The following is a 26053-nucleotide window of genomic DNA, read 5'->3' as shown; positions in this document are numbered from 1 at the left end:
CATGACCACGAACGACCCCTTGGTGCTCTACGGCGAGACCTTCCAGAGCCGCCTGCTGCTGGGCACCGCGCGCTACCCCTCGCCCGACCTGCTCGAAGCCGCGGTGAAACGCGCAAGGCCCGCGATGCTGACCGCCTCGCTGCGCCGCCAGACCGCCAGCCGGGGCTCGGGCAACAGCGAGCTCGGCAACGGCTTCTGGGAGCTGCTGCGCAAGCTCGCGGTGCCGGTGCTGCCCAACACCGCCGGCTGCCACAGCGTGCAGGAGGTGATTGCCACCGCGCAGATGGCGCGCGAGTTGTTCGACACGCCGTGGATCAAGCTCGAACTGATCGGCGACGACTACACGCTGCAGCCCGACACTTTGAACCTCGTCGATGCCGCTTCGCAGCTGATCCGCGATGGCTTCAAGGTGCTGCCCTACTGCACCGAAGACCTCGTGCTGTGCCAGCGGCTGGTCGACGTCGGTTGCCAGGCCGTGATGCCCTGGGCTGCGCCCATCGGCACCGGCCGCGGGCCGATCAACCCCTACGCGCTGCAGGTGCTGCGCGACCGCCTGAAGGTGCCGATGCTCGTCGACGCGGGCCTCGGGCTGCCATCGCATGCCTGCCAGGTGATGGAGTGGGGGTACGACGGCGTGCTGCTCAACACCGCCGTTGCGCTGGCGCAGGACCCGGTCGCGATGGCCGCTGCTTTCGCCGACGCGGTGCAGGCCGGCCGCACCGCATACCGCGCCGGCGCCATGGCCGCGCAAGACGCTGCGCAGCCCAGCACGCCCGTGCTCGGCACGCCCTTCTGGCATCACGCACCATGACCGCCGCGACCGACGCCCGCGCCATTGCGCACGCCGTCGTCGCGGCCCACGGGCTGCGCTTTGGCGCCATCACCTCCGCGCCCGTGACCGCGCCCAGCTTCTCCTCAGACGACCCCGTCTACCGCGGCGCCAAGCAGGCCTGCACCGCTCTCGGCTTCATCGAGATCGATGCCGAATGCCTGGCCCATGCATGGCGCGCACAGACAAAGCGCCTGGACAGCTTCGACGCCGTGCTGTGGCCCGCCGCACCCGAAGATTTCGGCATGCGGCCGTTTCCTCCCGCTGCGCGCGACGATGCGTTCCCGGCCTGCCCCGAACGGCTCGGCCTGTACGCCGTGCTGCCCGACGCGCAATGGGTCGGCCGCATGGCGCGCGCTGGCGTACCGACGGTGCAGCTGCGCTTCAAGTCCGATGACGCGGCGGCTGTCGAACGCGAAGTGCAGGCGGCCGTCGAAGCGGTGCAAGGTACCGGCGCCCTGCTCTTCATCAACGACCACTGGCAGGTCGCCATCGCGGCCGGTGCCTACGGCATCCACCTCGGCCAGGAAGACCTCGACGCACTCTCACCCGACGAGCTGGCGCAACTGCGCGCCTCGGGTCTTCGCCTGGGCGTCAGCACGCATGGCTACGCCGAGATGGTCCGCGCCGACAAGGTGAGCCCGAGCTACATCGCCATGGGCGCGGTGTACCCAACCACGCTCAAGAAGATGGCGACCGCACCGCAGGGCGTGGCCCGGCTCGGCGCCTATGCACGGCTGCTGCGCGGCTATCCGCAGGTCGGCATCGGCGGCATCGACGCCGTGCGGCTGCCCGAAGTGCTCGCCACCGGCGTCGGCTCCGTCGCCGTGGTGCGCGCGCTGGTCGCGGCCGAAGACCCCGAGGCCACGGCCGCGCAATGGATGGCGGCCATAGGCGCCACAGTGGGCAACTGAACAGAATGAACCAATCCAAGCTCTCTCCCTCCCCCGCCTGGCCGCTCTCGCCCGTTTCGCGCGCACTGGCCGTCGTTCTTTTCACCACTGCCTTCGGCGTGCATGCGCAACAGAGCACATTGCGCGAAGTCACAGTCACCGAAGGCGCCGCAGCACCGCAAGCCGACATCAGCAGCTTCGGCGACGTGCCACTGCGTGAACTGCCGCTCTCGGCCACGGTGATCGACGGCAAGCAGTTGCGCGACAGCGGCGCGCGCCGGCTCGCCGACCTCACGCAATTCGATGCCTCGGTCACCGACGCCTACAACTCCGCGGGCTACTGGGACTACCTGACGGTGCGCGGCTTCGTGCTCGACAACCGCTTCAACTACCGGCGCGAAAGCCTGCCGATCAGCGCGGAGACATCGATCCCGCTCGACAACAAGGAGCGCGTCGAGATCCTGCGCGGCACCAGCGGCATCCAGGCCGGCACCAGCGCGCCGGGCGGGCTGGTCAACTACGTGGTGAAGCGGCCCACCGAACAGGACCTGCGCACGGTGCGCATCGAGACCACGAGCCGCGGCAGCACGCTCGGCGCCATCGACCTTGGCGGGCGCTTCGGCGCGGACCGCCAGTTCGGCTACCGGATCAACGTGGCGAGCGAAAACCTCAAGCCGCTCACGCACAACCTCGACGGCAACCGCAACCTGTTCTCTCTCGCGGCCGATTGGCGCATCACGCGCGACTCGGTGCTGGAGTTCGAGGTCGAGCAAAGCCGCAAGACGCAGCCGAGCCAGAACGGCTACAGCCTGCTGGGCAGCGTGCTGCCTGCGCCGGTCGATCCGCGCATCAACCTCAACAACCAGCCGTGGTCGCAGCCCTCGGTGTTCAAGGCGCTGACGGGCACGGTGCGCTTTAGCCAGGCGTTGAACGCCGACTGGCGCTGGAGCGCGCAGATCGGCCAGCAGCGCCTGAAGAGCGACGACCGGCTGGCCTATGCCTTCGGCTGCGGCGCCGAAGGCAACTTCGACCGCTACTGCTCCGACGGCACCTTCGACTTCTACGACTTCCGCAGTGAGAACGAGCGCCGCACGCAGACTGCGGGCAGCCTCAATCTCAAGGGCAACGTGATGACGGGCAGCGTGCGGCATGAGCTCGGCTTCGGGCTGCTGCAAAGCCGCGTGCGCAATCGCTTCGACAACCAGGCCTACAACTACGCGGGCACCGGCAACATCTGGGGCACGGCCATCGTGCCGCCGAGCCCCGATGCCACCACGCCGCAGACCAACCGCGACGAACGCTCGACCGAGCTGTCGGTGCAGGACGCGATACGCTGGAACGACCGCTTCACCACCTGGCTCGGCGTGCGCCACACGCGGCTCGATCGCAGCAGCATCGGCAACGATGGCTCGAGCCCGACCGGCTACAAGCAGGACGTGACCACGCCGTGGATCGCGGCGAGCTACGCCATCCAGCCGGGGCTGCTGGCCTATGCGAGCTGGGGCAAGGGCGTCGAATCGCAGGTCGTGCCGAACAGGATCTCGCAGTACAGCAATGCGGGGCAGGCGCTGCCCGCGTTGACCTCGCGCCAATGGGAGCTGGGCCTGAAGGGCGGCAGCGAAGCATTCGGCTGGCAGGTCGCGTGGTTCGACATCTCGCGGCCGATGACCAACCTCGACCTGTGCGGCGCCTACTGCGAAGTGCGCAACGACGGGCGCGCGGTGCATCGTGGCCTGGAGGCCGGCGCGCAATGGAGCGAGGGGCCATGGCGCATCGGCGGCAGCATCGCGGTGATCGATGCCAAGCGGCGCGGGAGCATCGCGAATCCGGCGCTCAATGGAGAGTCGCCGACCAACGTGCCCAAGGAGGTGCTGCGGGCGCAGGCCGCGTACCGCGTCGCCTCGGTGCCGGGTCTCGAAGTCGCGGGGCAGCTTTCGTACGAAGGCCGCCGCAACGTGTTGCCCGACGGCTCGGTCACGCTGCCTTCGTGGACGCGCGTCGATGCGGTGCTGCGCTACGACACCAAGGTACGGGGCGTGAACACGAGCTGGACGCTGGCCGTCGACAACCTGTTCGACCGCCGCTACTGGAAGGAATCGCCCTATCAGTTCAGCCATGTCTATCTGTTCCCGGGTGCGCCGCGCACGCTGCGCCTGGGGCTGAGTGTTGCGCTTTGACGCGAGCACGGATGGCGGCATCAAAAAACACGCTATAATCTAAGGCTTGTTCCTCGATAGCTCAGTCGGTAGAGCGCCGGACTGTTAATCCGTAGGTCCCTGGTTCGAGCCCAGGTCGAGGAGCCACTACAAAGCCGCAAGGCCTCTGAATGCCCCGCTACTCACAAGGTAGCGGGGCATTTTCATTTGCACTGTCGCGCCGGGTGCTCGGCGTCACGCAAAAAATCGGGGATAGCCGGCGAGATCGGCAAATCCATTGCATATAATTTAAGGCTTGTTCCTCGATAGCTCAGTCGGTAGAGCGCCGGACTGTTAATCCGTAGGTCCCTGGTTCGAGCCCAGGTCGAGGAGCCACCACAAGCCGCAAGGCCTCTGGAAAGCCCGCTGTCTTTTTGGACAGCGGGCTTTTTCTTTGCCCGGCACGCGCTTAACGGCAAGGCACGTGAGGCCATTGCTCGAGGGCCTCGCGGCACGTCCTACACTCGGGCGCATGGTCCCCTCGTCCGTGTTCCGCAAACACCCTGCACGCGCAGCCCTGCCCCAGGCAGCGGCTGGCCGCCGCGCGAGTGCTGCCCTTGCGGCGACCACGGCAGTCTTGCGACGCACCCGCGCACTTTCCTGAGCCCGGCGGTCCGCTACCCTCCTTCCTGATGCGCGAACCATTGACCGCCGGGCACCCGCCGCGCGGCAGCGACGCCGTTCGTTCTTCCATCCAGAACGGCGCCGCAATCAACTGGAGTGCTTCATGCTTGAAACCATTCACGGGGAGCGCACGCTCACCGAACTCGACTTTGTCCGCCTCGGCAAACTGACGGGCCACCAGCTTCCGCCCGTGCTCGCCGAACTCCTCGATGTGGCGGACGTGCTGCCCTCGCGCGAGGTCCCTGAGGACATCGTGACGATGAACTCCCAGGTGGAGGTCGAAGACCCCGTCACGCGGCAGCGCCAGAAGATCACCCTCTGCTACCCCGGAGACGCGCAGCCGGGCGCGGGCTTCGTCTCGGTGCTGTCGCCCGTCGGCATCGGCCTGCTGGGCATGAAGACGGGCACGCTCGCCCGCTGGCACATGCCCAATGGCACGGAAGGCGCCGCGCACGTGGTCGCGGTGCTGTTCCAGCCGGAGGCCAGCGGCGACTACACGCGCTGAGGTCACTCATGACTTTCGGCACTGGCGCGCCGTAGTGCCGGGGTCGTATCGTCGCGCGGCCGCCGGCGGCGCGTCGAATCGGGAGGCCGTACAGGCCATGGCAATTCCAACTTCGGTCTTGACGAGTGACGCCTGCCACGGGCGCAGCATCCTTCTTCTCACTCGACAGATCGAACATGGCTTTTTCCAAACTCTCTCTCGCAAGCGCACTCACCGGCCTGCTGGCCCTTTCAGGTTGCCAGACCATGGACATGCAGATGGGCAGCCAGTCGGCCAAGACCATGGCCACCGGCAGCGCCGCAGGCAGCGCCACCTCCGGCGAAAGCAGCCAGCTCGAGCGCTGCGATTCACCGCTCGGCACGGTGTCAATGATCGAGAACGTGAATGCAGGCTGGTACACCATCCTGACCGGCGAATACAAGCTGCCGCCCACGGCCAACCTGCTGCGCCTGCTGGTGCAGCAATCGAACTGCTTCATCGTGGTCGAGCGCGGCGCGGCCGGCATGAACGCGATGACGCGCGAGCGCGCGCTGATGCAGTCGGGCGAAATGCGCGGCGGCAGCAACTTCGGCCGCGGGCAGATGGTGGCGTCCGACTACGGCCTGTCGCCCGAGATCGTGTTCAGCAACAACGATGCCGGCGGCATCGGCGGGACGCTGGGCGGCCTGGTGGGTGGCGGCCGTGGCCGCGCCATCGCCCAGCTCGGCGCGAGCATGCAGACCAAGGAAGCCAGCGCCCTGCTGACACTGATCGACAACCGCTCGGGCGTGCAGGTCGCGGCCGCCGAAGGCAGTGCCTCCAAGACCGACTTCGCGGGCTTTGCCGGGCTGGGCGGGCTTTCCGCCGCCGGCGGCGTGGGCGGCTACACGCGCACGCCGCAGGGCAAGGTGATTGCCGCTGCCTTCATGGATGCGTTCAATCAGATGGTGCGTTCGCTGCGCAGCTACAAGGCGCAGACGGTGCGCGGCCAGGGCCTCGGCGGCGGCGGCCGGCTGGGCGTGGACGGCGGTGCTGCGCCGTCGCAGACCTATGTGCCGGCGGAGCAGGCACCGGCACGCCGCCGCAAATAGGTGCGCATCGCCGGCCCGCCCACCTCGCTCAGAGGTAGCGCGTCTCGGCCGGCGGCTCGAACCAGTTGTTGTTGCGGCCGTCCATGTACTTGACGGGCGCCGTCGACAGCTCTTCCAGCGTGGCGTCGTCCAGGCAGTTCACGCTCACGCTGACATAGGCACCGCCGATCTCGGGCACGTTGCCGCGCCCGAACGGCCGGATGCCGCAATGCCTGCAGAACAGGTGCTCAGTGCTGTGCGTATTGAACTGGTACAGCGACAGGTCTTCCTCGCCCGACAGCAGCGTGAAGGCCTCCGGCTTCACGATCGCGCCCCATTCGCGGGCCTTGGTACAGATCGAGCAATTGCATTTGCCCGTGCCCTCGGCGAGATCGATCAGGGCCTGGAAGCGAACCTTGCCGCAATGGCAGCTGCCGTTGTATGTCTTCTTCATGGGTCTGTGTCCCGGTGGTGAGAGGAAAGCCAAGGCTACGCCCCATTGCGGACACTTTCCGTCCTCGATCGCAGGCATCATGCGCCCATGCTTTCCGCCTCCGCACGCCTGATCCGGCTTCTTTCATTGTTCCAGGCGCAACGTTCCTGGACGGGTGCCGACCTCGCCGCCCGCCTCGACATCACCGGGCGCACCCTGCGCCGCGATGTGGATCGCCTGCGCAGCCTCGGCTACACGGTCGATTCCACCTCGGGCGTTGCGGGCGGCTACCGGCTTGGCGCGGGAACCGCCCTGCCCCCACTGCTGCTGGAGGACGAGGAGGCTATCGCCGTCGCGCTCGGCCTGGGCAACCCGGCCGGAGCCTCGGAAGACATCGAAGACGCCTCGATGCGCGCCCTGGCCAAGCTCGAACAGCTGATGCCACCGCGCCTGCGCCGCCGGCTCGACAGCGTACGCGTGTCGGTGGTGCCGGTGATGCGCAGCAAGTCGCCCGTGCGCCTGAAGGCCGTGTCTTTTCTTGCCGAGGCCTGCACCGACCGGCTCCAACTGCGCTTCGGCTACAGCGACCACCACGACACCACCACCGAACGCACGGTGGAGCCGCACCGCGTGGTGCAGATGGGGCAGCGCTGGTACCTGCTGGCCTGGGACACGGTGCGCGGGGACTGGCGCACTTTCCGCCTCGACCGCATCGTCGAGCCCGCACCCACCGGTGCGCGCTTCACGCCGCGCCGGCTGCCCCACGGCGACGTCGCGGCCTACATGGAGCATGCGCTGCAGGTCTCGCCCTACCTGCACCACGCGCAGGTCGTGGTGCATGCGCCCGCCAAAGCGCTCGAACCCTACCTCGGCTGGGTCAACGGCAAGCCGCAGGCCATCGACGAGGGGTCGACGCGCATCGCCACCGGCGCCAACTCGCTCGACGCGCTGGCCGTCTGGCTCGGCTGCCTGCCTCACGATTTCGAGGTCGAATCGCCGAAGGAACTGATCGATCACCTGGCGCTGGTGGCAGCGCGGCTCGGCAAGGCGGCGCGCAAGCCACCGGGAGCAGCAGCCCGTCTCCCGCGTAGATAGGTCGGGCAGCGCCAGGGCCGCCCGCCTGCTGCGCAATTTCGGTTGGCTTCCTTGAGCCTCACCCGATCCGCACGGGCACGAATATCTTGTCTTCACCGCGCTGGATCAGCAGCGCCACCGACTTGTTGGTCGCCTTCGCCACCACGTCGCGCACCTGCTCCACGCTCTGCGCCGGCGTGCCGTTGATGGCCAGCAGCACGTCGCCCGCCTGCACCCCAGCCTGCGCCGAAGGACCGCCGACATCCTCGATCAGAAGACCGTTCTCGACCGAGGCCTGGCGCTTTTCCTGCGGCTGCAGCTGACGCAGCGCCAGGCCCAACTTGCCCTGCCCCACGTCGGCATCGGCCTTCGCGACCTTGGCGGGCTTGTCGCTCGCATCGCCCAGCTTGGCCTGCAGCTCCTTGCGTTCGCCCTGGCGCCACACTTCGAGCGTGACCTTCTTGCCCGGCGCCTGCTGGCCGATCACCGCGGGCAGGTCGCCCGAAGAGACGATGGCCTGGCCGTCGACCTTGCGGATCACGTCGCCAGCCTTCAGGCCCGCCTTGTCGCCGGGGCCGCCCTTCTCGATGTTCGAGACCAGCGCGCCTTCGGGCTTGTCGAGCTTGAACGAATCGGCAAAGGCCTGGTTCACTTCCTGCACCGCCACGCCGAGCCGGCCGTGCGTGGCCTTTCCGGTCGCGACGATCTGGTCCTTCACCTGGATCGCCACGTCGATCGGGATCGCGAACGACACGCCTTGGTAGCCACCACTGCGGCTGTAGATCTGCGAGTTGATGCCGACCACCTCGCCGCGCGTGTTGAGCAGCGGACCGCCCGAGTTGCCGGGGTTCACGGCCACGTCGGTCTGGATGAAGGGCACGTAGCTGTCGTCGGGCAGCGAGCGGCCCTTGGCGCTCACCACGCCGGCCGTCACGGTGTTCTCGAAACCGAAGGGCGAGCCGATGGCCAGCACCCATTCGCCGACCTTCAGGTCCTTGGTGTTGCCCAGCGCGAGCACGGGCAGGCTCTTCGCATCGATCTTGAGCACCGCGATGTCGGTCTTGGCGTCGGCACCGAGTACCTTGGCGCGGAACTCGCGGCGGTCGGTCAGCTTGACGGTGACCTCCTTCGCGTCCTTCACGACGTGGGCGTTGGTGATGATGATGCCGCTGGGATCGACGATGAAGCCCGAGCCCTGGGCACGCACCGGCACGTCGCGCTGCTGTTGCTGCTGGCCGCGCGGGTTGATCTGGCCCTGGAAGCGGCGGAAGAACTGGAACATCGGGTCTTCGGGGTCGATGCCCTGCATCTCGGCCGCCTCGTCGTCGGACGCCTTCATCGTGCCCGTCACGCTGATGTTGACCACGGCCGGGCCGTCGCGCGAGGTGATCGTCGAGAAGTCGGGCAGCGTGACCATGGCCGCGGGCGCCACGGCGGTAGCGTTGGTGGTCGGCGCGCTCACGGCACGGGCACTGGTGTAGGCACCGGCACCGACGGCACCGATCACGCCCGCGCTCGCCAGGGCAATCACCAGGGCGCGGGGCGAAGTCAGACGGGAGTTCATTTGTCGGTTCCTTTCAGGGCGTATGGACGCCAATGCGATGAAAGGAATGTCGCCCCCCCGACTTAAGCGCCGCTTAAACCAGGCCCGCCCCCGGTTCCAGCCCTCTCCCCTTGGGAGAAGGAGCGAAGACGACGCGAACCCGCAGGCCGCCCAGGCTCGGAGATTGATCGAGCGCCACCGTTGCCCCATGCAGGTCGGCAATCGACTTGACGATGGCCAGCCCGAGGCCGCTGCCGGATGCTTGCGTTTCACCGGAGCGATAGAAACGGTCGAGCACGCGCTCGCGCTCGGCCGGAGGCAGACCCGGGCCGCTGTCGTCCACGGTGAGCTCGACCGAGTCGCCTTGCCGGGCGATGCCGATGTCGACGCGGCCCTCCAGCGGCGTGTACTTGATCGCGTTCTCGAGCAGGTTGCGCAGCAGCATGCGCAAAGCCTCGGGCTGGCCGTCGACCACGGCCGCATCGGCATGCGCGATGCCGATGTCGATGCCGCGCGCCTGGGCCGCCGCCACCGCGTCGGAAACCGCGAGGCGCGCCACCTCGGACAGGTCGACCGGCTCCGGCTTCGCGCCGGCCGCCATGCTGGCCTCGTGCCGCGCCAGCGCGAGCATCTGCTCGACCAGCCGCGTCGCGCGATCGATGCCCGCCACCAGGCGGCTCACGGCGAGGTCGCGCGACGCACCGTCGGGCGCGCGCTGCAGGCCCTGCACCTGCAGCTTCAGCGCGGCCAAGGGCGAGCGCAACTCATGCGCGGCATCGGCGACGAAGTGCTTCTGCGCATCGAAGGCATGGCGCACGCGGTCGAACAGCAGGTTCAGCTCCTGCACCAGCGGGCGCACCTCCTCGGGCAGCCCCTCCTCGCTCACCGGCGACAGGTCGTCGGCCTGCCGCGACGCCACCTGCTTGCGCACGCGCGCCACCGGCGCCAACGATCGGCTCACCACCCACCACACGACCAGCATCAGCAGCGGCGCCATCAGCGCGACCGGTGCGACGGTGCGCAGGGCCAGCGTGCCGGCCATGTGGCGCCGCGCCGCCATGTCCTGCGCCACCTGGATCACCAGTCCGCGCGTCTGCATGGAGAACACACGGTAGGTGGTGCCGCGCGCATGCACGTCGGCGAAGCCCAGCACCGCGAGCTGCGGCAGTGCGGCCTCCTCGGCAGATTCGAAAATGCGCACGCCATCGGCCGTCCATACCTGCACGACGAAATCGAAGTTCTGTTCACCGGTGCCGATGCCGCCCACCGCCGCGCTCGGCGGCAGGCCGGCGCGCAGCGAGAGGGCCATCTGCTGCATGTGGTAATCGAAGATGTCGTCGGCCTCGGCGAGCACCGTGCGGTAGGCGACGAGCGCTTGCGCCCCCGCGGCGAGCACGATCGCCACCAGCAGGAACCAAAGCAGTCGTGCGCGCAACGAGCCAGTCAATGAACTCCAAACCTTTTTCATGCGCACTCCGTTCGTGGGACGACACGGAACCGGCTCCGCCGGGCCGTAGGCGTCGCCCCCGGCAGGGGGTAGGCGAAGCGACACGAAGTGCGCGAAGCCTGGGGGCGAGTCACAGCTTCGGCACCATGTAGCCAACGCCGCGCACATTGCGGATGAGTTCGGCGCCGAGCTTCTTGCGCAGGCCGTGCACGTAGACCTCGACCGCATTGCTGCTGATCTCGTCCTTCCAGCTATAGAGCTTTTCCTCGAGCTGGGCGCGCGACAGGACCATGCCGGGCCGCGCCAGCAAGGGCTCCAGCACCGCCCACTCGCGCGCCGACAGCACCACCGGCTGGCCCGCCACCGTCACCTCCCGCGTCGCGGGGTTGATGCTCACGCCCATGTGCTCGTACACCGGCTCGGCGCGCCCGGCCGCGCGGCGCAGCAAGGCGCGGATGCGGGCCAGCAGCTCGTCGAGGTCGTAGGGCTTGAGCACGTAGTCGTCGGCGCCGGCATCCAGGCCTTCGATGCGCTGCTGCACCGAGTCGCGCGCGGTGGCGATCAGCACGGGCATGCGCTGCTTGCGCGCGCGCAGGTTGCGCAGCACCTCGAGGCCGTCGCGGCGCGGCACGCCGAGGTCAAGCATCACGAGGTCGTATTGCTGGGTGCGCAGGGCCGACTCGGCGGCCTCGCCATCTTTCACCCAGTCCACCGCGTACTGCTCTGCGCGCAGCAGGTCGAGCACGGCTTCGCCGATCATCACGTCGTCTTCGAGGAGGAGGAGTCGCATAGGTGTGTCCGTTCTCGGGATTCGAGGCTGCGGCAGCGCCGAAAGTTCAGATCAGAGGAGCGAGCGCACCTCGCGCGCCGCCTCGAACAGCAGCGGCAGCATCTCGCGCTGCAGCGTCTCTTCCTGGTAGCGGGTGCCGGACAGCACCACGTTGAGCGCGGCCACGGTGTGGCCCTGCATGTCGCGCAGCGGCACCGCCAGCGCCTGCACGCCGAGTTCGTGTTCCTCGCTGGCAAAGCAATAGTCGTTCTTGCGCACCTGCGCCACCAACTGACGCAGGCCCCGCGCCTGCGTCACGGTGTGGGGCGTGAGCCGCGCCAGGTGGCGGCCCTTGAGCCACTGCGTGAACTGGGTCGGCGCCATCGCCGCCAGCAGGACCCGGCCGGTGGAGGTGGCATGCGCGGGCAGCCGCGCACCGAGATGCAAGCCATAGGCCAGCACGCGCGTCGGCGTGCCGTAGCTGCCGCTGCGCGCAACGATGACCGCTTCTTCGCCGTCGAGCACCACGGCCGAGAACGACTCCCCGGTCTGCGCTGCGAGCCGGTTCAGCGTGGGCTGCAGCGCCCGTGGCAGCCGCGACGAAGCGAGGTAGCTGCCCGAGAAGCGCAGCACCTTCGGCGCCATCCAGAAATAGCTGCCATCGGTTTCCAGGTAGCCCAGGTGCGCCAGCGTCAGCAGGTGCCGGCGGGCCGCGGCACGCGTGAGGCCGGCGCGCTCGGCGGCCAGCGTGGCATTGAGGCGCTGGCGTTCGGTGTCGAAGCTCTCGAGCACCGCCATTCCCTTGGCGATGCCCTCGATGAAGTCGGCTCTGGCGATGGTCATTCGTCGTCTGTGGTCGAGTTGTTGCGCGATCATCGCGCACGCATTCGCATGATCGCACAGAGCCTCGCGCAGCGCCCCCACAGACCGCCGCGTGCGCCCTACGCTCCATGAAACCCTCTCGGAGACACGAACATGCGCACACAAGTCGCGATCATCGGCGCCGGCCCAGCCGGCCTACTGCTCGGGCAGCTCCTGCACAAGGCAGGCATCGACAACATCATCGTCGAGCGCCAGAGCGGCGACTACGTGCTGGGCCGCATCCGCGCCGGGGTGCTGGAGCAGGTCACGATGGACCTGCTGGCCCGCGCGGGTGTCGACAGCCGCGCCAAGGCCGAGGGACTCCCGCACGCAGGCATCGAACTGCTGTTCAAGGGCGCGCGCCACCGCATCGACATGCACGGCCTCACGGGCGGCAAGCAGGTGACGGTGTACGGCCAGACCGAGGTGACGCGCGACCTGATGGAAGCGCGCACCGCGGAAGGCCTCACGACGATCTATAGCGCCGCGAACGTGAGCCTGCACGACTTCGATTCGGGCAAGCCGCGCGTGCGCTACGAGAAGGACGGTCGGACGCACGAGATCGAATGCGACTTCATCGCCGGCTGCGACGGCTACCACGGCGTGAGCCGCGCGAGCGTGCCGGCGGATGCGATCCAGACCTACGAGAAGATCTATCCCTTCGGCTGGCTCGGCGTGCTGGCCGACGTGCCGCCGGTGTCGCACGAGCTGATCTATGCCAACACCGAACGCGGCTTCGCGCTGTGCAGCATGCGCAGCGCCACGCGCAGCCGCTACTACGTGCAGGTGCCGACAGAAGAGCGCGTGGAAAACTGGAGCGACGAAGCCTTCTGGAACGAACTGCGCGCGCGCCTCGACCCCGAGGCCCGCGCGCATTTGGTGACGGGGCCCTCGCTCGAGAAAAGCATTGCGCCCTTGCGCAGCTTCGTCGCCGAGCCGATGCGCTTCGGTTCGCTGTTCCTCGCGGGCGATGCGGCGCACATCGTGCCGCCCACCGGTGCCAAGGGGCTGAACTTGGCGACTGCCGACGTGGGCTACCTGTCGCGCGCCTTCGAGATCTTCTACGCAGAGAAGTCGGCCTCGGCACTGGATCGCTACTCGGACTTGTGCCTGCGCCGCGTCTGGAAGGCCGAGCGCTTCTCGTGGTGGTTCACCTCGCTGATGCACCGCTTTCCGGAGACGGGCGCCTTCGGCCAGAAGATCCAGGAGGCCGAGCTCGACTACCTCGTGCACTCGAGCGCCGCATCCACCGCGCTGGCGGAGAACTACGTCGGGCTGCCGCTCGAAGACTTCTAGGCCGCAGCCGCAGTCGCCGCGGGAGCCGGGCGGCCCTCCAGCGCTGCCTTCATGGCGACCCCGCCCCGCTCCATCATCGGCCCGATGTAGGCCGCCATGGCATCGGGCAGCACGTCGGAGATCCAGACGAAGCGCGAGCGGCCCTCGCCTTCGTCGAACACCTGCGCCGTCGCATGGTGATGCTTCGCCTGTCCGCCGGTGACGGTGTAGGCCAGCCGGCGATGGGCCTCGTCGATACCTACCAGCACCTCACGCGCGACCATACCGTTGGCGAAGGTCAGGATGCGCGCACCCTCCGCGTCGATCGTGCAGGCCGTGAGAAAGCCCGGCGCGAGCCGCGTGTGCACGGCGTTGAAATCGCGCAGCGCGTCCCAGACCTGCGCCGCATCCGCCTCGACGATGAATTCCTTGTAGACCGTGGCCATGGGGATGAACCTCGCTTCAGGGGCAGACCGCCTCGACGTTGTTGCCGTCGGGGTCGATCAGGAAAGCCGCGTAGTAGGTCGGGCTGTAGTCCGGCCTCGGGCCCGCGCCGCCGTTGTCGGAACCGCCGGCTTTCAGGCCGGCCTTGTGGAAGGCGGCCACGGCCTCGTGGTTCGGCGCGCGAAAGGCGATGTGCGTGCCGGGGCCCTTCGCGCCCTTGGCTGCGTAAAGCCATAGCGCCGGCTCGTCGGCCGGCCCGATGCCGGCATAGCTGTCGTCGTGCGGACCCGGCACGTGGCCCAGCGGCGCGAGCGCGGCTTCGTAGAAGCGGCGGCTCGCGGCGAGGTCTTTGACTTTCAGTCCGATGTGGTCGTACATGATGGCTTCCTGCTCGATGGGTTGATCAGGAGTCCATCATCGAAGAGCGCCGCGATGCGTTCTTGGAGAATCTTGCGGTCGCCCTTGGCCGCCTTGCGGAAGCCGCCCGGCGACACGCCGGCGGCGCGATGGAAGGTGCGCACGAAGTTGCTGAGATCGGCAAAGCCCACGTCCAGCGCGACCTCGGTCACGGGCCGGCTGTCGTCGTCGGCCAGCAGGCGCGCGGCGTGCCGCAGGCGGGAGCGCACGAGGTACTGATGCGGCGTGACGCCAAGCACCTGCGAGAACAGCCGCAGGAAGTGAAAGGAGCTCAGGCCGGCTTCGGCCGCAGCGCCGTCGAGGCCGATGTCGTGCTGCGAATTGGCGTCGATCCACATCGCCGCATCGACCGCGCGGCGGCGGTCGCGCGAGATGGCGGACGAAGGTGCGGTGGGCTTTGCCCGGCCGGAAACGACATCCACGAAGCGGCTCGCGAACCACATGCCCAGCTCGTCCAGCCCCACGTCGCTCTGCCTGTCGGCAGCGGCCTGCGCCAATTCGCCGATGACCACCAGTTCGGCCAGGGGCGGCAGGCCGCCGGTGCGCCAGGTCTTCCGGTCGCCGCCGATCAGGTCGACAAAGCCCGGCGACAGGTGGAACGCCAGGCACTCGTCGCCGCAGACATGGTGGTCATGCGTGCAGACGTACTCGTCGCCCGGGCAGCCGACCAGCACCGATCCGGCGACCAGTTCGTAGGCCTGGCCGCGCGTGCGGTAGCCGAAGCTGCCCTTGCGCACATACGAGACCGAGTAGCCTTCGTGCAGTTCGGTGAAGGGCTGCGCGTCGGGCCCCGCGTCGCAGCGGTAGCTGGCGACGCGGATCGGGTCGGTCTGCAGTTCGGTGGTGACGAGCATGGCTTGCGCCTTTCAGGTCCACCGCACCGCAACGCTCAGTCGATGGTCTGCATGGCCTGCCACACGCGCGCCGGGCTCAGCGGCATGTGCAGGCGCGGCGCGCGCGTGGCGAGGCCGTTGCGTGCAAAGGCATCGGCCACCGCATTGACGATGGCCGGCGTGGCGCCGATGGTGCCGAGCTCGCCCACGCCCTTCACACCCAGCGGGTTGTTCTTGCACGGCGTCGATTCGTCCATCTCCATCTGGAACATCGTGTCGACGATGTCGGCACGCGGGGCCGCGTAGTCCATCAGGCTACCGGTGACGGGCTGGCCGGTTTCGTTGTCGTACACCACCTGCTCGTACAGCGCCTGCCCGATACCCTGCACCGCGCCGCCCTCGAGTTGGCCGCGCACGATCATCGGGTTGATGACCCGGCCCACGTCGTTGACCGAGCTGTAGGCCACCACGCTGATTTCGCCGGTGGGCGGATCGATCTCGATCTCGCAGATGTGGCAGCCGTTGGGCCAGGTCGGACCGGCCACGGTGCTGGTGGAGTCGACGAAGATTTCTCGCTCGGGCTGCTTGGCGGCAAGCGCAAAGAGGTCGAGTTCGAGGTCGGTGCCGGCCACGTTGAAGACACCGCGGCTGTAGACGATGTCGTCGATGGAGGCCTCGAACTCCTGCGCGGCAAGTTCGCGCGCCTTGTCGATGGTGCGCTCGGCGCCGACGCGCACGGCCGAGCCGCCGGTGAACAGCGAGCGAGAACCGGCGCTGCCGAAGCCGTCGCCGCGGTCGGTATCGCCGAGCACCACGCGCACTTTCTCGATGGGCACGCCAAAGGCATCGACCGCGAGTTGCGCGAGCGAAGTGGCAATGCCCTGCCCCATGGCGTTGACTGCGGAAAACACCTCGATCACGCCATCGGCCTGCACCGAGACCGTGACACGCTCCTCGAACACGTTTCCGCCCGTCCATTCGAGGAAGGTGGCGATGCCCAGGCCGCGGTGCCTGCCCTTGCTGGCCGAGTTGGCCGCGCGGGTCTCGAAGCCCTCCCAATCGGCGAGCGTCAGCGCCTGGTCCATCACCGACTCGAAGTTGCCGGTGTCGTAGGTCTGCGCCATCGGGTTCTTGTACGGCATCTGCTCGGGGCGGATGAAATTGCGGCGGCGCAGCGCGATGCGGTCGATGCCGGTCTGGCGCGCGGCCTCGTCCATCAGCCGCTCGATGGTGAAGATGGCCTCGGGGCGCCCTGCTCCGCGATAGGCGCCGGTGGGCGCAGTGTTGGTGAGCACCGCCTTGAAATGGAAGTCGATGGTCTGGATGTCGTAGACGCTGGTCTGCACCCAGGGGCCGATCAGCAGCTGGATTGCGACGCCGGTGCCGGTGGCGTAGGCGCCCACGTTGGCCAGCGTCTTGATGCGCAGGGCCAGGATCTTGCCGTCGGCGTCGAGCGCCATTTCGGCGCGCGCCTCGATGTCGCGTCCGTGCGCGCTCGACAGGAACTCCTCGCTGCGCTCGGCCACCCACTTCACCGGCCGGTCCACCTGCAGCGCGGCGAAGGCGACCGCAATATCTTCAGGGTAGGCGCCGGTCTTCATGCCGAAGCCGCCACCGACGTCGCCGACCACCACGCGCACCTTTTCCTTTGGAAGGCCGATGGCGGCACAGACGGAATCGCGTACGCCGGAGGGCATCTGCGTGCTCATGCGGATCGTGAGGCGGCCGGTTTCGGGGTCGCGCGCCGCCAGCACGGAACGCGGCTCGATCGTCAGGGCGACCACACGCTGGTTGTGCACATCGAGCGCCACCACATGGGCGGCCTTGGCGAAGGCCGCGGTCGCGGCCTCGCTGCTGCCGTGGCGCATTTCGGCGGCGATGTTGCCCGACGCCTCTTCGCACAGCAGCGGCGCATCGCTGGCGGTGGCACTCTCGAGGTCGACCACCATGGGCAGGTCTTCGTAGTCGACCATGATGGCCTCGGCGGCATCGCGGGCCTGCTGCACCGTATCGGCCACCACGGCGGCCACGACTTCGCCGACGAAGCGCGCGCGCTCGTGCGCGATGGCGTAGCGCGGCGGGCTGGCGCTGTCGCTGCCGTCCGCACGCTTGAAGCCCGCGGCGCCGGGCAGGGGCTTGACGTCGGCCTCGGCCATCTCGGCACCTGTAATCACACGCAGCACGCCGGGCATGGCGGCGGCGGCGCTGGTGTCGATGGAGAGGATGCGCGCGTGCGGATAGGAGGATCGCAGGAAAACGAGATGCGCCTGCTCGGGAAGCGTGACGTCGTCGGTGTAGCGTCCGGCACCTGACAGCAGGCTTTCGTCCTCGAGGCGGCGCACCGCCTGGCCGCTGCCGAAGCGCGTGGGATTGGGTTCAGTGGTCAACATGGTCCTCTTGTGCTCATCCCCGGCGTGTGCGCGGGCCTGCCTGATCTGCTTGTGGAAGCTGCGATTGCAAGCTGTGGACTATAGGGTTTTCGGCGGGTTTTGTGGTGCCGCAGCGTGAGGGCCGAACCTTGTGGCGCGTCAGCGGTGTGCGATTTTCACCCGGCTGGATTCGGTTTCGCGAAGCCGTGTATACCTATGCCCATGCGACAACTGCCTTGGCTCGAACCCGGAGACGCCCTGCCCGACCCCGCCTCTGCCTGGGGCGTGGCCGACCCCGTCCCCGGGCTGCTGGCGGCCGGTGGGGCGCTCGATGTCGATACTTTGATGCAGGCCTATGGCAACTGCGTCTTCCCCTGGTTCAGCGAAGACCAGCCGATTCTGTGGTGGAGCCCGGACCCCCGCATGGTGCTGCAGGTGGCGGAGTTCAAGCTGCACCGGTCGCTGCGCAAGACGCTGTTGCGTTTCGTGGAGACGCCTGGATGCGAGGTGCGCATCGACCATGATTTCGCGGCCGTCATCAAGGCCTGTTCGACCTCGCCGCGCGTCGGCCAGTCGGGCACCTGGATCGTGCCGGACATGGTCAGGGCCTATACGAATTTGCACGACGCCGGCAATGCCCACAGCGTCGAGACCTGGATCGACGGCAAGCTCGCGGGCGGACTCTACTGCGTGGCCCTGGGCCGCGCGGTGTTCGGCGAGTCGATGTTCACCCGTCGGCCGGACGCCTCGAAGATCGCGCTGGCCGCGCTCGTGGCGCTGTGCCGGCATGCCGGCGTCCAGATGATCGACTGCCAGCAGAACACCTCCCATCTCGCGAGCCTCGGCGCCCACGAGATGGCGCGCAAACGCTTCGTCGCACACGTGGCGCGGGTACGGCAACAGGAGGGCCCACGCTGGCGATTCGACCCCGTATACTGGTCCGAACTCCTTTCCGCGCGACCTCTTTCACCGACGTGACGCACCTCAAGGACCTTCCGCTTCACACGCTGCAGTTCTACGCAACGGCGCCCTACCCCTGCAGCTATCTGCCGGACCGGCAGGCCCGCTCGCAGGTGGCCACGCCCAGCCACCTGATCCACAACGACGCCTATTCCGACCTGGTGCTCAGTGGCTTCCGGCGCAGCGGCATGTTCACCTACCGGCCCTATTGCGACGGCTGCCGGGCATGCATCCCGCTGCGGGTGCTGGCCAACAGTTTCCGGCCCACGCGCAGCCAGCGCCGCGCGCTCAAACAGCATGCCGGCCTGCAGGCGCGCGTGCTCAAGCTGTGCTTCATGCCCGAGCACTACCAGCTCTACCTGCGCTACCAGAACGGCCGCCACGCGGGCGGCGGCATGGACCACGACAGCATCGACCAGTACACCCAGTTCCTGCTGCAGAGCCGTGTGAACTCCCGGCTGGTGGAGTTCCGCGAAACTCTGCCCGACGGCAGCGCGGGCGCGCTCAGGATGGTGTCCATCCTCGACGTGCTGAACGACGGCATCTCGGCCGTCTACACCTTCTACGAGCCCGAGACCCGCGCCGCGTCGGGCCGTCCCGAGCAAGCGGACGGCCCCCAAGGGGAGCAACGGGAACGCGAAGGGTCGGGCGGGGGGGCAATATCCACCGGTTACGGCACCTACAGCGTGCTCTGGCAGATCGAGCAGGCCCGCAAGCTGGGGCTGCCGCACGTCTACCTCGGGTACTGGATCGAGCACAGCCCGAAAATGAGCTACAAGGCGCGTTTCTCCCCGCACGAAGTATTGGTGGATGGACACTGGCAGGCGCCGGGCGATTTCACAAGGTAAAATGGCGCCCGGTCATCACCGCAGAGCGCCATGAGAAAAAACCAATCCGACATTCCCGCCGTTCCCGTGATCCAGGTGATCGAGCGCATGTTCGCGCTGATCGATGTCCTGGCATCCCGCGAGGAGGCGATTTCGCTGAAGGAAATCAGCGAAAAGACCGGGCTTCACCCCTCGACCACGCACCGCATCCTCAACGACCTGGCGGTCGGCCGCTTCGTCGACCGGCCCGAAGCCGGAAGCTACCGGCTGGGCATGCGCCTGCTGGAACTGGGCAATCTGGTGAAGGGCCGGCTCAACGTGCGCGATGCAGCACTCGGCCCGATGCGCGAGTTGCACAAGCTGACGCAGCAGCCCGTCAACCTCAGCATGCGCCAAGGCGACGAAATCGTGTACATCGAGCGCTCCTACAGCGAGCGCTCGGGCATGCAGGTGGTGCGGGCCATCGGCGGGCGGGCCGCCCTGCACCTGACCTCGACGGGCAAGCTGTTCCTGGCGGCGGACGATCCGCAGCGGGTGCGCAGCTACGCCACGCGCACGGGCCTGGCAGGCCACACGCGCAACAGCATTACCCAGTTGCCGGCGCTGGAGCGTGAACTGTCGAAGGCGCGCCAGTACGGCATCGCCCGCGACAACGAGGAACTGGAACTGGGCGTACGCTGCATGGCTGCCGGCATCTACGACGACCAGGGCAAGCTGGTGGCGGGCCTGTCGATCTCGGCACCGGCCGACCGGCTGGACGAAGGCTGGCTGCCCAAGCTGCAGGCCACGGCCAATGAAATCTCAGGCGCGCTGGGCTTCAAGGACGGGATGGCCGTCACGCCCTCGCCCACGAGCAGCAGCACCCCGCCGGCAGGCTGACCCGGCGAAGAAGGCCCGCCTCAAAAGCAAACAGGCCCTGCGAAGGGCCTGTTTTCATTGCGGGCTGGCGGACTGTTGCGGCGAATCGATCAGCCGGCCACCTGGTAGCTGGTATTGCGCGAAGAAGCGGCTGGCGTACCGTTGGCATGGGTGGCCTCCACCCAGCGGCGAACCCGCTCGGCGTCGGCGATGCGGCTGAACTTGCCGGCCGAATCCAGGAACACCATGATCAGCTTGCGCCCGGCCACCCGGGCCTGCATCACGAGGCACTGGCCGGCTTCGGAGATGTAGCCGGTCTTCTGCACGCCGATTTCCCAATCGGGGCTCTTCACGAGGCGGTTGGTCGTGTTGAACTGCAACACACGGTTGCCGACTTCGACCTGGTACTCAGGCGAGGTGGACAGGGAACGCACCGTGGCATCGGAGTAGGCGGCATTGACGAGCAGCGCCAGGTCTTGCGCGCTCGACTGATTGCGGCTCGACAGGCCGGTGGGCTCCACGTAGCGCGTGTCCTTCATGCCAAGCATCTTGGCCTTGGCATTCATGATGCTCACGAAGGTCGTCAGGCCACCCGGGTAGGTGCGGCCCAGCGCGTGCGCGGCGCGGTTTTCGCTCGACATCAGCGCCAGGTGCAGCAGTTCGCCGCGCGAGAGCGTGGTACCGATCGTCAGGCGCGAACTGCTGCGCTTTTCGGTGTCGACGTCGTCCTGCGTGATGGTGATGAGTTCGTCGTTCGGCAGATGAGCCTCGCTGATGAGCAGGCCGGTCATGAGCTTGGTGAGCGATGCAATCGGCAGCACGGCATGGTCGTTCTTGCTGAACAGCACTTCGTGCGTGTCCTGGTCGATGACCAGCGCGACGCTCGACTTCAGGTCGAGCACGTCCTCGGTCCCGTGCAGGCCGGCCATCTGGCCGAAAGATTGGCGCGGTGCCTCTGTGACACGAACCACCGAGCGGCGCTGCACGGCCACCACGGTCTTGCCGTTCTTTTTGCGGATGGTGGCCACGACATTGCGGCCGCCACGAACCACCTTGTCCGCCTTTTCGCTCTTCTCGGCCCGTCCGGCACGCGCCGTCTTGGACGATGCGCTGTGCTTCACTTCGACCGGCACCGGCCCCTTCGCCTTCTTGGCGACGGCGGCTTTGGCGACGGGCTTTTCTTTCTTCGCGGCCTGGGCGCCAGGCAGCAAAAACGCCGCGGCGCATAGCGCAACGGCGAGCATTTTGAGTGCGGGTAGAAACCGCTGGCTGGAAACTCGGCGGAGACGGGCTTCAGACATTTATAAATCTCCAGCGGCGACAAACGAGGACCGCAGTGTATCGAAATCAAAAAAGGCACGCAATATCAGTTACTTGCGTCCTCTTCTTCAATCGAAAATCAAGGATCGCCTAAAACCTAACCCTGTGCCGCAACTCTCTCAGCTTGGCTCTGTAACTTGTTGAGCGCGCTCAAATAAGCCTTTGCCGAAGCGACCACGATGTCCGGGTCTGCACCCACACCGTTGACCACCCGCCCTGCGTTTTGTAACCGAACTGTAACCTCCCCTTGGCTTTCCGTCGAGCCACTGATGGCATTGACAGAGTAAAGAACCATCTCGGCGCCGCTCTTGACGTGCGACTCGATGGCTTTCAACGAAGCATCAACCGGGCCATTCCCGTCGGATTCGCCTGTGACTTCCTTGCCCTGGACAGTGAACACGACCTTCGCCTGGGGGCGCTCGCCGGTTTCGCTGTGCTGGGAGAGAGAAACAAAAGCAAACTGTTCTCCAACGTGCGACACCTCTTCCGCGCTGACGAGCGCGAGGATGTCCTCGTCGAAAATTTCCGACTTGCGGTCGGCCAGCTCCTTGAACCGGAGGAACGCGGCATTGATGTCGCCTTCGCTTTCCATGGCCACGCCCAGCTCCTGCAGTCGCTGCTTGAAGGCATTGCGGCCGCTGAGCTTGCCGAGCACGATCTTGTTGGCCGCCCAGCCTACGTCCTCGGCGCGCATGATCTCGTAGGTGTCGCGCGCCTTGAGCACGCCGTCCTGGTGAATGCCCGAGGCGTGCGCGAAGGCGTTGGCCCCCACCACCGCCTTGTTGGGCTGCACCACGAAGCCGGTGGTCTGGCTGACCATGCGGCTCGCGGCCACGATGTGCTGCGTGTCGATGCGCAGGTCGAGCCCGAAATAATCCTTGCGGGTCTTCACCGCCATGACCACCTCCTCGAGCGAACAGTTGCCCGCGCGCTCGCCCAGGCCGTTGATGGTGCATTCCACCTGGCGCGCGCCGCCGATCTTCACGCCCGCCAGCGAATTCGCCACGGCCATGCCGAGGTCGTTGTGGCAGTGCACCGACCAGATCGCCTTGTCGCTGTTGGGAATGCGTTCGCGCAGCATCTTGATGAAGTTGCCGTAGAGCTCGGGAACGGCGTAGCCGACGGTGTCCGGCACGTTGATGGTGGTGGCCCCTTCGTTGATCACAGTTTCGAGCACGCGGCATAGGAAGTCCGGGTCACTGCGATAGCCGTCTTCGGGGCTGAACTCCACGTCGGCCAGCTGGTTGCGCGCGAAACGCACAGCCAGCTTGGCCTGCTCGTGCACTTCGTCGGGCGACATGCGCAGCTTCTTCTCCATGTGAAGCGGCGAGGTCGCGATGAAGGTGTGGATGCGCCCGCGGGCCGCGCCCTTGAGGGCCTCGGCCGCGCGCGCGATGTCACGGTCGTTGGCTCGCGAAAGGCCGCACACCGTCGAGTCCTTGATCGCATTGGCAATCGCCTTCACGGCCTCGAAGTCGCCGTTCGAGCTGGCGGGAAAGCCGGCTTCGATGACGTCGACCTTCAGCCGCTCCAGCAGCTTGGCAATGCGCATCTTTTCATCGCGCGTCATCGAGGCGCCGGGCGACTGCTCTCCATCGCGCAGGGTGGTGTCGAAAATAATGAGTTGGTCGGTCATCGTGAATCTCCTGTGATCGTTCCCACCTTGCGCGTCGGCAGCGTCAGGCGGCTTCAACCACCGATTGTGCGCCGTGTGCGCCCAGGGCACGAGCACGCTGCACGCCCGAGACAATTGCTTTCAGCGACGCCGTGATCACGTTCGCGTCGATGCCCACGCCAAACAGCGTGCGGCTTTCGTCGACGCGCAGTTCGAGGTAGGCCACGGACTTCGCATCGGCGCCGGCGCCGATGGCGTGCTGGTGGTAGTCCATCACGCGTACCGTGTGGCCGGTGGCCTGGCTCAGTGCCTGCGTGAAGGCGTCGATAGGGCCATTGCCGCGGCCTTCGATGGTATGGTTTTCACCGTCCCACGACAGGTCGCCGCGCAGGACCACCGAGGCGTTGACGCCCTCGCCTTCTTCCTCGATCACACGGTGCTGCAGTGCCTGAGCGGTCTCGATGCCGTACTCGCGCACGAACAGCTGCCAGAGGTCGGCGGCAGTGAGTTCCTTGCCGGCGACGTCCATCACGCGCTGCACGGTCTGCATGAACTCCATCTGCAGGCGGCGCGGCATCTCGAGGCCGTACTCGCTCTCGAGCAGGTAGGCCATGCCGCCCTTGCCGGACTGGCTGTTGACTCGGATCACGGCTTCATAGCTGCGGCCCACGTCCTTCGGGTCGATGGGGAGATAAGGCATGTCCCAGATGTCGCCTTCCTTGCGCGCGGCGAAGGCCTTCTTGATCGCGTCCTGGTGCGAGCCCGAGAACGAGGTGTAGACCAGGTCGCCCACGTAGGGATGGCGCGGGTGCACGGGAATCTGGTTGCAGTGCTCGACGGTGGCGCGGATCTCGTCGATGTTCGAAAAATCGAGCTCGGGCGAAACGCCCTGCGTGTAGAGGTTGAGCGCGACGTTCACAAGGTCGAGGTTGCCGGTGCGCTCGCCATTGCCGAACAGGCAGCCCTCGATGCGCTCGGCGCCGGCCATCAAGGCCAGTTCGCCGGCTGCGGTGCCAGTTCCGCGGTCGTTGTGCGGGTGCACGCACAGCACGATCGAATCGCGGCGCGCGAGATTGCGGTGCATCCACTCGATCATGTCGGCGAAGATGTTCGGCGTTGAATGCTCCACCGTCGTGGGCAGGTTCACGATGCATTTGCGCTGTGGCGTCGGCGCCCAGACCTCGGTTACCGCATCGACCACGCGCTTCGAGAACACGACGTCGGTGCCGGAGAACATCTCGGGCGAGTACTGGAAAGTCCACTGCGTTTCCGGCTGCCTGGCGGCGAACTCGTTGAACATGCGCGCATGGCTGCTGGCGAGCTCGACGATCTGGCCTTCGTCCATGCCGAGCACCACGCGGCGCATCACCGGCGCCACGGCGTTGTAGAGGTGCACGATGGCGCGCGGTGCGCCCTGCAGCGATTCGAAGGTGCGTTCGATGAGGTGGTCGCGCGCCTGCGTCAGCACCTGGATCGTCACGTCGTCGGGAATGCGGTCTTCCTCGATGAGCTTGCGCACGAAGTCGAATTCGACCTGCGAGGCCGAGGGGAAACCGACTTCGATTTCCTTAAAGCCGATGGCCACGAGGGTTTCGAACATGCGCATCTTGCGCGCGATGTCCATGGGCTCGACCAGCGCCTGGTTGCCATCACGCAGGTCGGTCGACAGCCAGATCGGCGCCTTGGTCAGCACGGCATCGGGCCAGGTGCGGTCCTTGAGGCCGATCGGGGCGAATGCGCGGTATTTGCTTTGAGGTTGCTTGAGCATGTCGATTTCTCTGAGATGGTTGGTAATCAACCAGCAACCCCAAAAACAAACGGCCCGTTGCTGGTGCGAACGGGCCGTGGTGAGGGATTTGCGCGTGCGCTACCGTCTCCGCCCGTGAGGGAGGGCTAGTAGGGCCAGCAGCGAAATCTTGGTCATGAGGATTGCGAATGTAGCACAAGCCACCGTCAGTTATGCAGGCCCCGTTCGTCCGGCTCTTCGGTCGAGGTGCTGATCACGCTCACCGGCTGGCCCTTGGCCTTGCGCCACGCGTACACCACGTAGCCGCTCAGGCCGTACATGACGAAAAGGCCGAACAGCACGGTGGGCGGATGGATGTTGATGACCGCGATGCCGAGCGCGATGAGCACGATTGCGGCGAAGGGCACGCTCTTCTTCATCTGGATGTCCTTGAAGCTGTAGAACGGCGCATTGGTGACCATCGTGAGGCCCGCATACAGCGTGAAGGCAAAGGTGACCCAGGTGATCTGCGTCCACGAGAGATACAGCACCTCCCCGCCGCGCTTGCCCCATTCGTCCACGAGCCAGATGAAGCCTGCTACCAGTGCAGCAGCCGCAGGCGACGGCAGCCCCTGGAACCAGCGCTTGTCGACCACGCCGGTGTTCACGTTGAAGCGCGCGAGCCGCAGCGCCGCGCAGGCGCAGTACACGAAGGCGGCGATCCAGCCCCAGCGGCCCAGACCCTTGAGCGACCACTCGTAGGCGATGAGCGCTGGTGCGGCGCCGAACGACACCATGTCGGACAGCGAATCCATCTGCTCGCCGAACGCGCTCTGCGTGTTGGTCATGCGGGCCACGCGCCCGTCCAGGCTGTCGAGAATCATCGCGGCGAACACACCGAGCGCCGCGAGGTCGAATCGCGCATTCATGGCCATCACGACCGAGTAGAAACCGCCGAACAACGCTGCGAGCGTGAACAGGTTCGGCAGGATGTAGATGCCCTTGCGGCGCTTGCGCGGCTGCACGTCGTCGGGAATCGTATCGTCATGCATTGGAATGGCCTCCGTCCCTCGTGGGCGCTACGCGGTCAGCTATCCATTCGATAGCATCTATGTCTGTGAATCGCATGGCTTGCAGTGTAGTTCAGGGGACCTCTTCGGCCCCTGCAAACAAAAGGGCCACCGCGA

The 26053-nt window shown here is 67.0% G+C and carries 23 protein-coding genes and 2 tRNA genes; 12 read left to right on the top strand and 13 right to left on the bottom strand.

Features of this window, described 5'->3' with window-relative positions:
- Window position 1 precedes the first annotated feature (1 nt).
- The 7 genes from ACEOAB_RS13035 to ACEOAB_RS13005 all read left to right on the top strand — a co-directional run bounded on the left by ACEOAB_RS13035 (window position 2) and on the right by ACEOAB_RS13005 (window position 6116).
- Window positions 2–811: a thiazole synthase gene (locus ACEOAB_RS13035; RefSeq protein WP_413750859.1), complete on the top strand. Its 810-nt coding sequence runs from the start codon at window positions 2–4 to the stop codon at window positions 809–811.
- The gene (gene thiE / locus ACEOAB_RS13030; protein WP_495653769.1) at window positions 808–1743 is read left to right on the top strand and encodes a thiamine phosphate synthase; all 936 of its coding nucleotides are present in this window, start codon (window positions 808–810) and stop codon (window positions 1741–1743) included. The genes ACEOAB_RS13035 and thiE overlap by 4 nt, the downstream gene beginning before the upstream one ends.
- Window positions 1744–1748: 5 nt before the next feature.
- Entirely contained in the window at window positions 1749–3899 is a 2151-nt protein-coding gene (locus ACEOAB_RS13025) for a TonB-dependent siderophore receptor (protein WP_413750861.1), read from the top strand.
- Window positions 3900–3949: 50 nt separating this feature from the next.
- Window positions 3950–4025: transfer RNA gene (locus ACEOAB_RS13020), tRNA-Asn, on the top strand.
- A gap of 152 nt (window positions 4026–4177) precedes the next feature.
- Window positions 4178–4253: transfer RNA gene (locus ACEOAB_RS13015), tRNA-Asn, on the top strand.
- Window positions 4254–4644: 391 nt separating this feature from the next.
- Complete coding sequence (locus tag ACEOAB_RS13010; protein ID WP_413751424.1) at window positions 4645–5046, top strand: GreA/GreB family elongation factor; 402 nt, start codon at window positions 4645–4647, stop codon at window positions 5044–5046.
- 176 nt (window positions 5047–5222) lie between these two features.
- Window positions 5223–6116 (top strand): CsgG/HfaB family protein, encoded by an 894-nt coding sequence (locus ACEOAB_RS13005; RefSeq protein ID WP_495653768.1) that lies wholly within the window; start codon window positions 5223–5225, stop codon window positions 6114–6116.
- Between the two features lie 28 nt (window positions 6117–6144).
- Here ACEOAB_RS13005 and ACEOAB_RS13000 read toward each other — a convergent pair whose 3' ends face one another.
- A complete protein-coding gene (locus ACEOAB_RS13000; RefSeq protein WP_056599124.1) occupies window positions 6145–6549 on the bottom strand; it encodes a GFA family protein in 405 nt (134 codons plus the stop codon).
- Between the two features lie 87 nt (window positions 6550–6636).
- Between ACEOAB_RS13000 and ACEOAB_RS12995 the strand changes: the two genes are divergently transcribed.
- Window positions 6637–7623, top strand: coding sequence for a helix-turn-helix transcriptional regulator (locus ACEOAB_RS12995; protein ID WP_413751106.1), 987 nt, complete (start codon window positions 6637–6639; stop codon window positions 7621–7623).
- A gap of 58 nt (window positions 7624–7681) precedes the next feature.
- Here the strand turns inward: ACEOAB_RS12995 and ACEOAB_RS12990 are convergent, their stop codons facing one another.
- The 4 genes from ACEOAB_RS12990 to ACEOAB_RS12975 form a co-directional block, all read right to left on the bottom strand.
- On the bottom strand, window positions 7682–9166 hold the full coding sequence (locus ACEOAB_RS12990) for a DegQ family serine endoprotease (protein ID WP_413751107.1): 1485 nt from the start codon (window positions 9164–9166) through the stop codon (window positions 7682–7684).
- A gap of 73 nt (window positions 9167–9239) precedes the next feature.
- Window positions 9240–10613, bottom strand: a complete 1374-nt coding sequence (locus ACEOAB_RS12985; RefSeq protein WP_495653767.1) for an ATP-binding protein — start codon at window positions 10611–10613, stop codon at window positions 9240–9242.
- Between the two features lie 109 nt (window positions 10614–10722).
- Window positions 10723–11382, bottom strand: coding sequence for a response regulator (locus ACEOAB_RS12980; RefSeq protein WP_056518096.1), 660 nt, complete (start codon window positions 11380–11382; stop codon window positions 10723–10725).
- Between the two features lie 51 nt (window positions 11383–11433).
- Complete coding sequence (locus ACEOAB_RS12975) at window positions 11434–12204, bottom strand: IclR family transcriptional regulator domain-containing protein (protein WP_007834214.1); 771 nt, start codon at window positions 12202–12204, stop codon at window positions 11434–11436.
- Window positions 12205–12336: 132 nt separating this feature from the next.
- Between ACEOAB_RS12975 and pobA the strand changes: the two genes are divergently transcribed.
- Window positions 12337–13518 carry a 4-hydroxybenzoate 3-monooxygenase gene (gene pobA / locus ACEOAB_RS12970; RefSeq protein ID WP_413747994.1) on the top strand — a complete coding sequence of 394 codons (1182 nt, stop codon included), beginning with the start codon at window positions 12337–12339 and terminating at the stop codon, window positions 13516–13518.
- Here the strand turns inward: pobA and ACEOAB_RS12965 are convergent.
- The 4 genes from ACEOAB_RS12965 to ACEOAB_RS12950 are packed head-to-tail and all read right to left on the bottom strand — an operon-like array spanning window position 13515 to window position 17581.
- On the bottom strand, window positions 13515–13943 hold the full coding sequence (locus ACEOAB_RS12965) for an SRPBCC family protein (protein ID WP_413747993.1): 429 nt from the start codon (window positions 13941–13943) through the stop codon (window positions 13515–13517). The two genes, pobA and ACEOAB_RS12965, sit on opposite strands and share 4 nt — an antisense overlap.
- A 16-nt stretch (window positions 13944–13959) precedes the next feature.
- Window positions 13960–14319 (bottom strand): VOC family protein, encoded by a 360-nt coding sequence (locus ACEOAB_RS12960; protein ID WP_056599137.1) that lies wholly within the window; start codon window positions 14317–14319, stop codon window positions 13960–13962.
- The gene (locus tag ACEOAB_RS12955; protein WP_413747992.1) at window positions 14298–15212 is read right to left on the bottom strand and encodes a helix-turn-helix domain-containing protein; all 915 of its coding nucleotides are present in this window, start codon (window positions 15210–15212) and stop codon (window positions 14298–14300) included. Before ACEOAB_RS12955 ends, ACEOAB_RS12960 begins: the two co-directional genes overlap by 22 nt.
- A gap of 35 nt (window positions 15213–15247) precedes the next feature.
- Entirely contained in the window at window positions 15248–17581 is a 2334-nt protein-coding gene (locus tag ACEOAB_RS12950) for a xanthine dehydrogenase family protein molybdopterin-binding subunit (protein WP_413747991.1), read from the bottom strand.
- Between the two features lie 201 nt (window positions 17582–17782).
- Here ACEOAB_RS12950 and aat point away from each other — a divergent pair, with 201 nt between their 5' ends.
- From aat to ACEOAB_RS12935, 3 genes are read left to right on the top strand one after another with little or no spacing between them, the layout of a single operon-like run.
- Window positions 17783–18538 carry a leucyl/phenylalanyl-tRNA--protein transferase gene (aat, locus tag ACEOAB_RS12945; protein WP_413747995.1) on the top strand — a complete coding sequence of 252 codons (756 nt, stop codon included), beginning with the start codon at window positions 17783–17785 and terminating at the stop codon, window positions 18536–18538.
- On the top strand, window positions 18535–19368 hold the full coding sequence (locus ACEOAB_RS12940; protein WP_056599146.1) for an arginyltransferase: 834 nt from the start codon (window positions 18535–18537) through the stop codon (window positions 19366–19368). The genes aat and ACEOAB_RS12940 overlap by 4 nt, the downstream gene beginning before the upstream one ends.
- Before the next feature lie 30 nt (window positions 19369–19398).
- The gene (locus ACEOAB_RS12935; protein WP_056599149.1) at window positions 19399–20226 is read left to right on the top strand and encodes an IclR family transcriptional regulator; all 828 of its coding nucleotides are present in this window, start codon (window positions 19399–19401) and stop codon (window positions 20224–20226) included.
- A gap of 89 nt (window positions 20227–20315) precedes the next feature.
- Here the strand turns inward: ACEOAB_RS12935 and ACEOAB_RS12930 are convergent, their stop codons facing one another.
- The 4 genes from ACEOAB_RS12930 to pssA all read right to left on the bottom strand — a co-directional run bounded on the left by ACEOAB_RS12930 (window position 20316) and on the right by pssA (window position 25918).
- Entirely contained in the window at window positions 20316–21506 is a 1191-nt protein-coding gene (locus ACEOAB_RS12930) for a serine hydrolase (RefSeq protein ID WP_056599152.1), read from the bottom strand.
- A gap of 116 nt (window positions 21507–21622) precedes the next feature.
- Entirely contained in the window at window positions 21623–23161 is a 1539-nt protein-coding gene (locus ACEOAB_RS12925; protein WP_056599156.1) for a 2-isopropylmalate synthase, read from the bottom strand.
- Between the two features lie 43 nt (window positions 23162–23204).
- Window positions 23205–24908, bottom strand: coding sequence for a 2-isopropylmalate synthase (gene leuA, locus ACEOAB_RS12920; RefSeq protein WP_413747990.1), 1704 nt, complete (start codon window positions 24906–24908; stop codon window positions 23205–23207).
- Window positions 24909–25093: 185 nt separating this feature from the next.
- The gene (gene pssA / locus ACEOAB_RS12915; RefSeq protein WP_056599161.1) at window positions 25094–25918 is read right to left on the bottom strand and encodes a CDP-diacylglycerol--serine O-phosphatidyltransferase; all 825 of its coding nucleotides are present in this window, start codon (window positions 25916–25918) and stop codon (window positions 25094–25096) included.
- Between the last annotated feature and the right edge of the window lie 135 nt (window positions 25919–26053).

This window comes from Variovorax sp. Varisp53 (assembly GCF_059491555.1).
This window is presented reverse-complemented; position numbering and strand designations above follow the sequence as displayed.

Bases quoted from the DNA above. Each gene is read 5' to 3' on its own strand.
- ACEOAB_RS13035 (WP_413750859.1), top strand. From the start codon at position 2: ATGACCACGAACGACCCCTTGGTGCTCTACGGCGAGACCTTCCAGAGC.
- thiE (WP_495653769.1), top strand. From the start codon at position 808: ATGACCGCCGCGACCGACGCCCGCGCCATTGCGCACGCCGTCGTCGCG.
- ACEOAB_RS13025 (WP_413750861.1), top strand. From the start codon at position 1,749: ATGAACCAATCCAAGCTCTCTCCCTCCCCCGCCTGGCCGCTCTCGCCC.
- ACEOAB_RS13010 (WP_413751424.1), top strand. From the start codon at position 4,645: ATGCTTGAAACCATTCACGGGGAGCGCACGCTCACCGAACTCGACTTT.
- ACEOAB_RS13005 (WP_495653768.1), top strand. From the start codon at position 5,223: ATGGCTTTTTCCAAACTCTCTCTCGCAAGCGCACTCACCGGCCTGCTG.
- ACEOAB_RS13000 (WP_056599124.1), bottom strand. From the start codon at position 6,549: ATGAAGAAGACATACAACGGCAGCTGCCATTGCGGCAAGGTTCGCTTC.
- ACEOAB_RS12995 (WP_413751106.1), top strand. From the start codon at position 6,637: ATGCTTTCCGCCTCCGCACGCCTGATCCGGCTTCTTTCATTGTTCCAG.
- ACEOAB_RS12990 (WP_413751107.1), bottom strand. From the start codon at position 9,166: ATGAACTCCCGTCTGACTTCGCCCCGCGCCCTGGTGATTGCCCTGGCG.
- ACEOAB_RS12985 (WP_495653767.1), bottom strand. From the start codon at position 10,613: ATGAAAAAGGTTTGGAGTTCATTGACTGGCTCGTTGCGCGCACGACTG.
- ACEOAB_RS12980 (WP_056518096.1), bottom strand. From the start codon at position 11,382: ATGCGACTCCTCCTCCTCGAAGACGACGTGATGATCGGCGAAGCCGTG.
- ACEOAB_RS12975 (WP_007834214.1), bottom strand. From the start codon at position 12,204: ATGACCATCGCCAGAGCCGACTTCATCGAGGGCATCGCCAAGGGAATG.
- pobA (WP_413747994.1), top strand. From the start codon at position 12,337: ATGCGCACACAAGTCGCGATCATCGGCGCCGGCCCAGCCGGCCTACTG.
- ACEOAB_RS12965 (WP_413747993.1), bottom strand. From the start codon at position 13,943: ATGGCCACGGTCTACAAGGAATTCATCGTCGAGGCGGATGCGGCGCAG.
- ACEOAB_RS12960 (WP_056599137.1), bottom strand. From the start codon at position 14,319: ATGTACGACCACATCGGACTGAAAGTCAAAGACCTCGCCGCGAGCCGC.
- ACEOAB_RS12955 (WP_413747992.1), bottom strand. From the start codon at position 15,212: ATGCTCGTCACCACCGAACTGCAGACCGACCCGATCCGCGTCGCCAGC.
- ACEOAB_RS12950 (WP_413747991.1), bottom strand. From the start codon at position 17,581: ATGTTGACCACTGAACCCAATCCCACGCGCTTCGGCAGCGGCCAGGCG.
- aat (WP_413747995.1), top strand. From the start codon at position 17,783: ATGCGACAACTGCCTTGGCTCGAACCCGGAGACGCCCTGCCCGACCCC.
- ACEOAB_RS12935 (WP_056599149.1), top strand. From the start codon at position 19,399: ATGAGAAAAAACCAATCCGACATTCCCGCCGTTCCCGTGATCCAGGTG.
- ACEOAB_RS12930 (WP_056599152.1), bottom strand. From the start codon at position 21,506: ATGTCTGAAGCCCGTCTCCGCCGAGTTTCCAGCCAGCGGTTTCTACCC.
- ACEOAB_RS12925 (WP_056599156.1), bottom strand. From the start codon at position 23,161: ATGACCGACCAACTCATTATTTTCGACACCACCCTGCGCGATGGAGAG.
- leuA (WP_413747990.1), bottom strand. From the start codon at position 24,908: ATGCTCAAGCAACCTCAAAGCAAATACCGCGCATTCGCCCCGATCGGC.
- pssA (WP_056599161.1), bottom strand. From the start codon at position 25,918: ATGCATGACGATACGATTCCCGACGACGTGCAGCCGCGCAAGCGCCGC.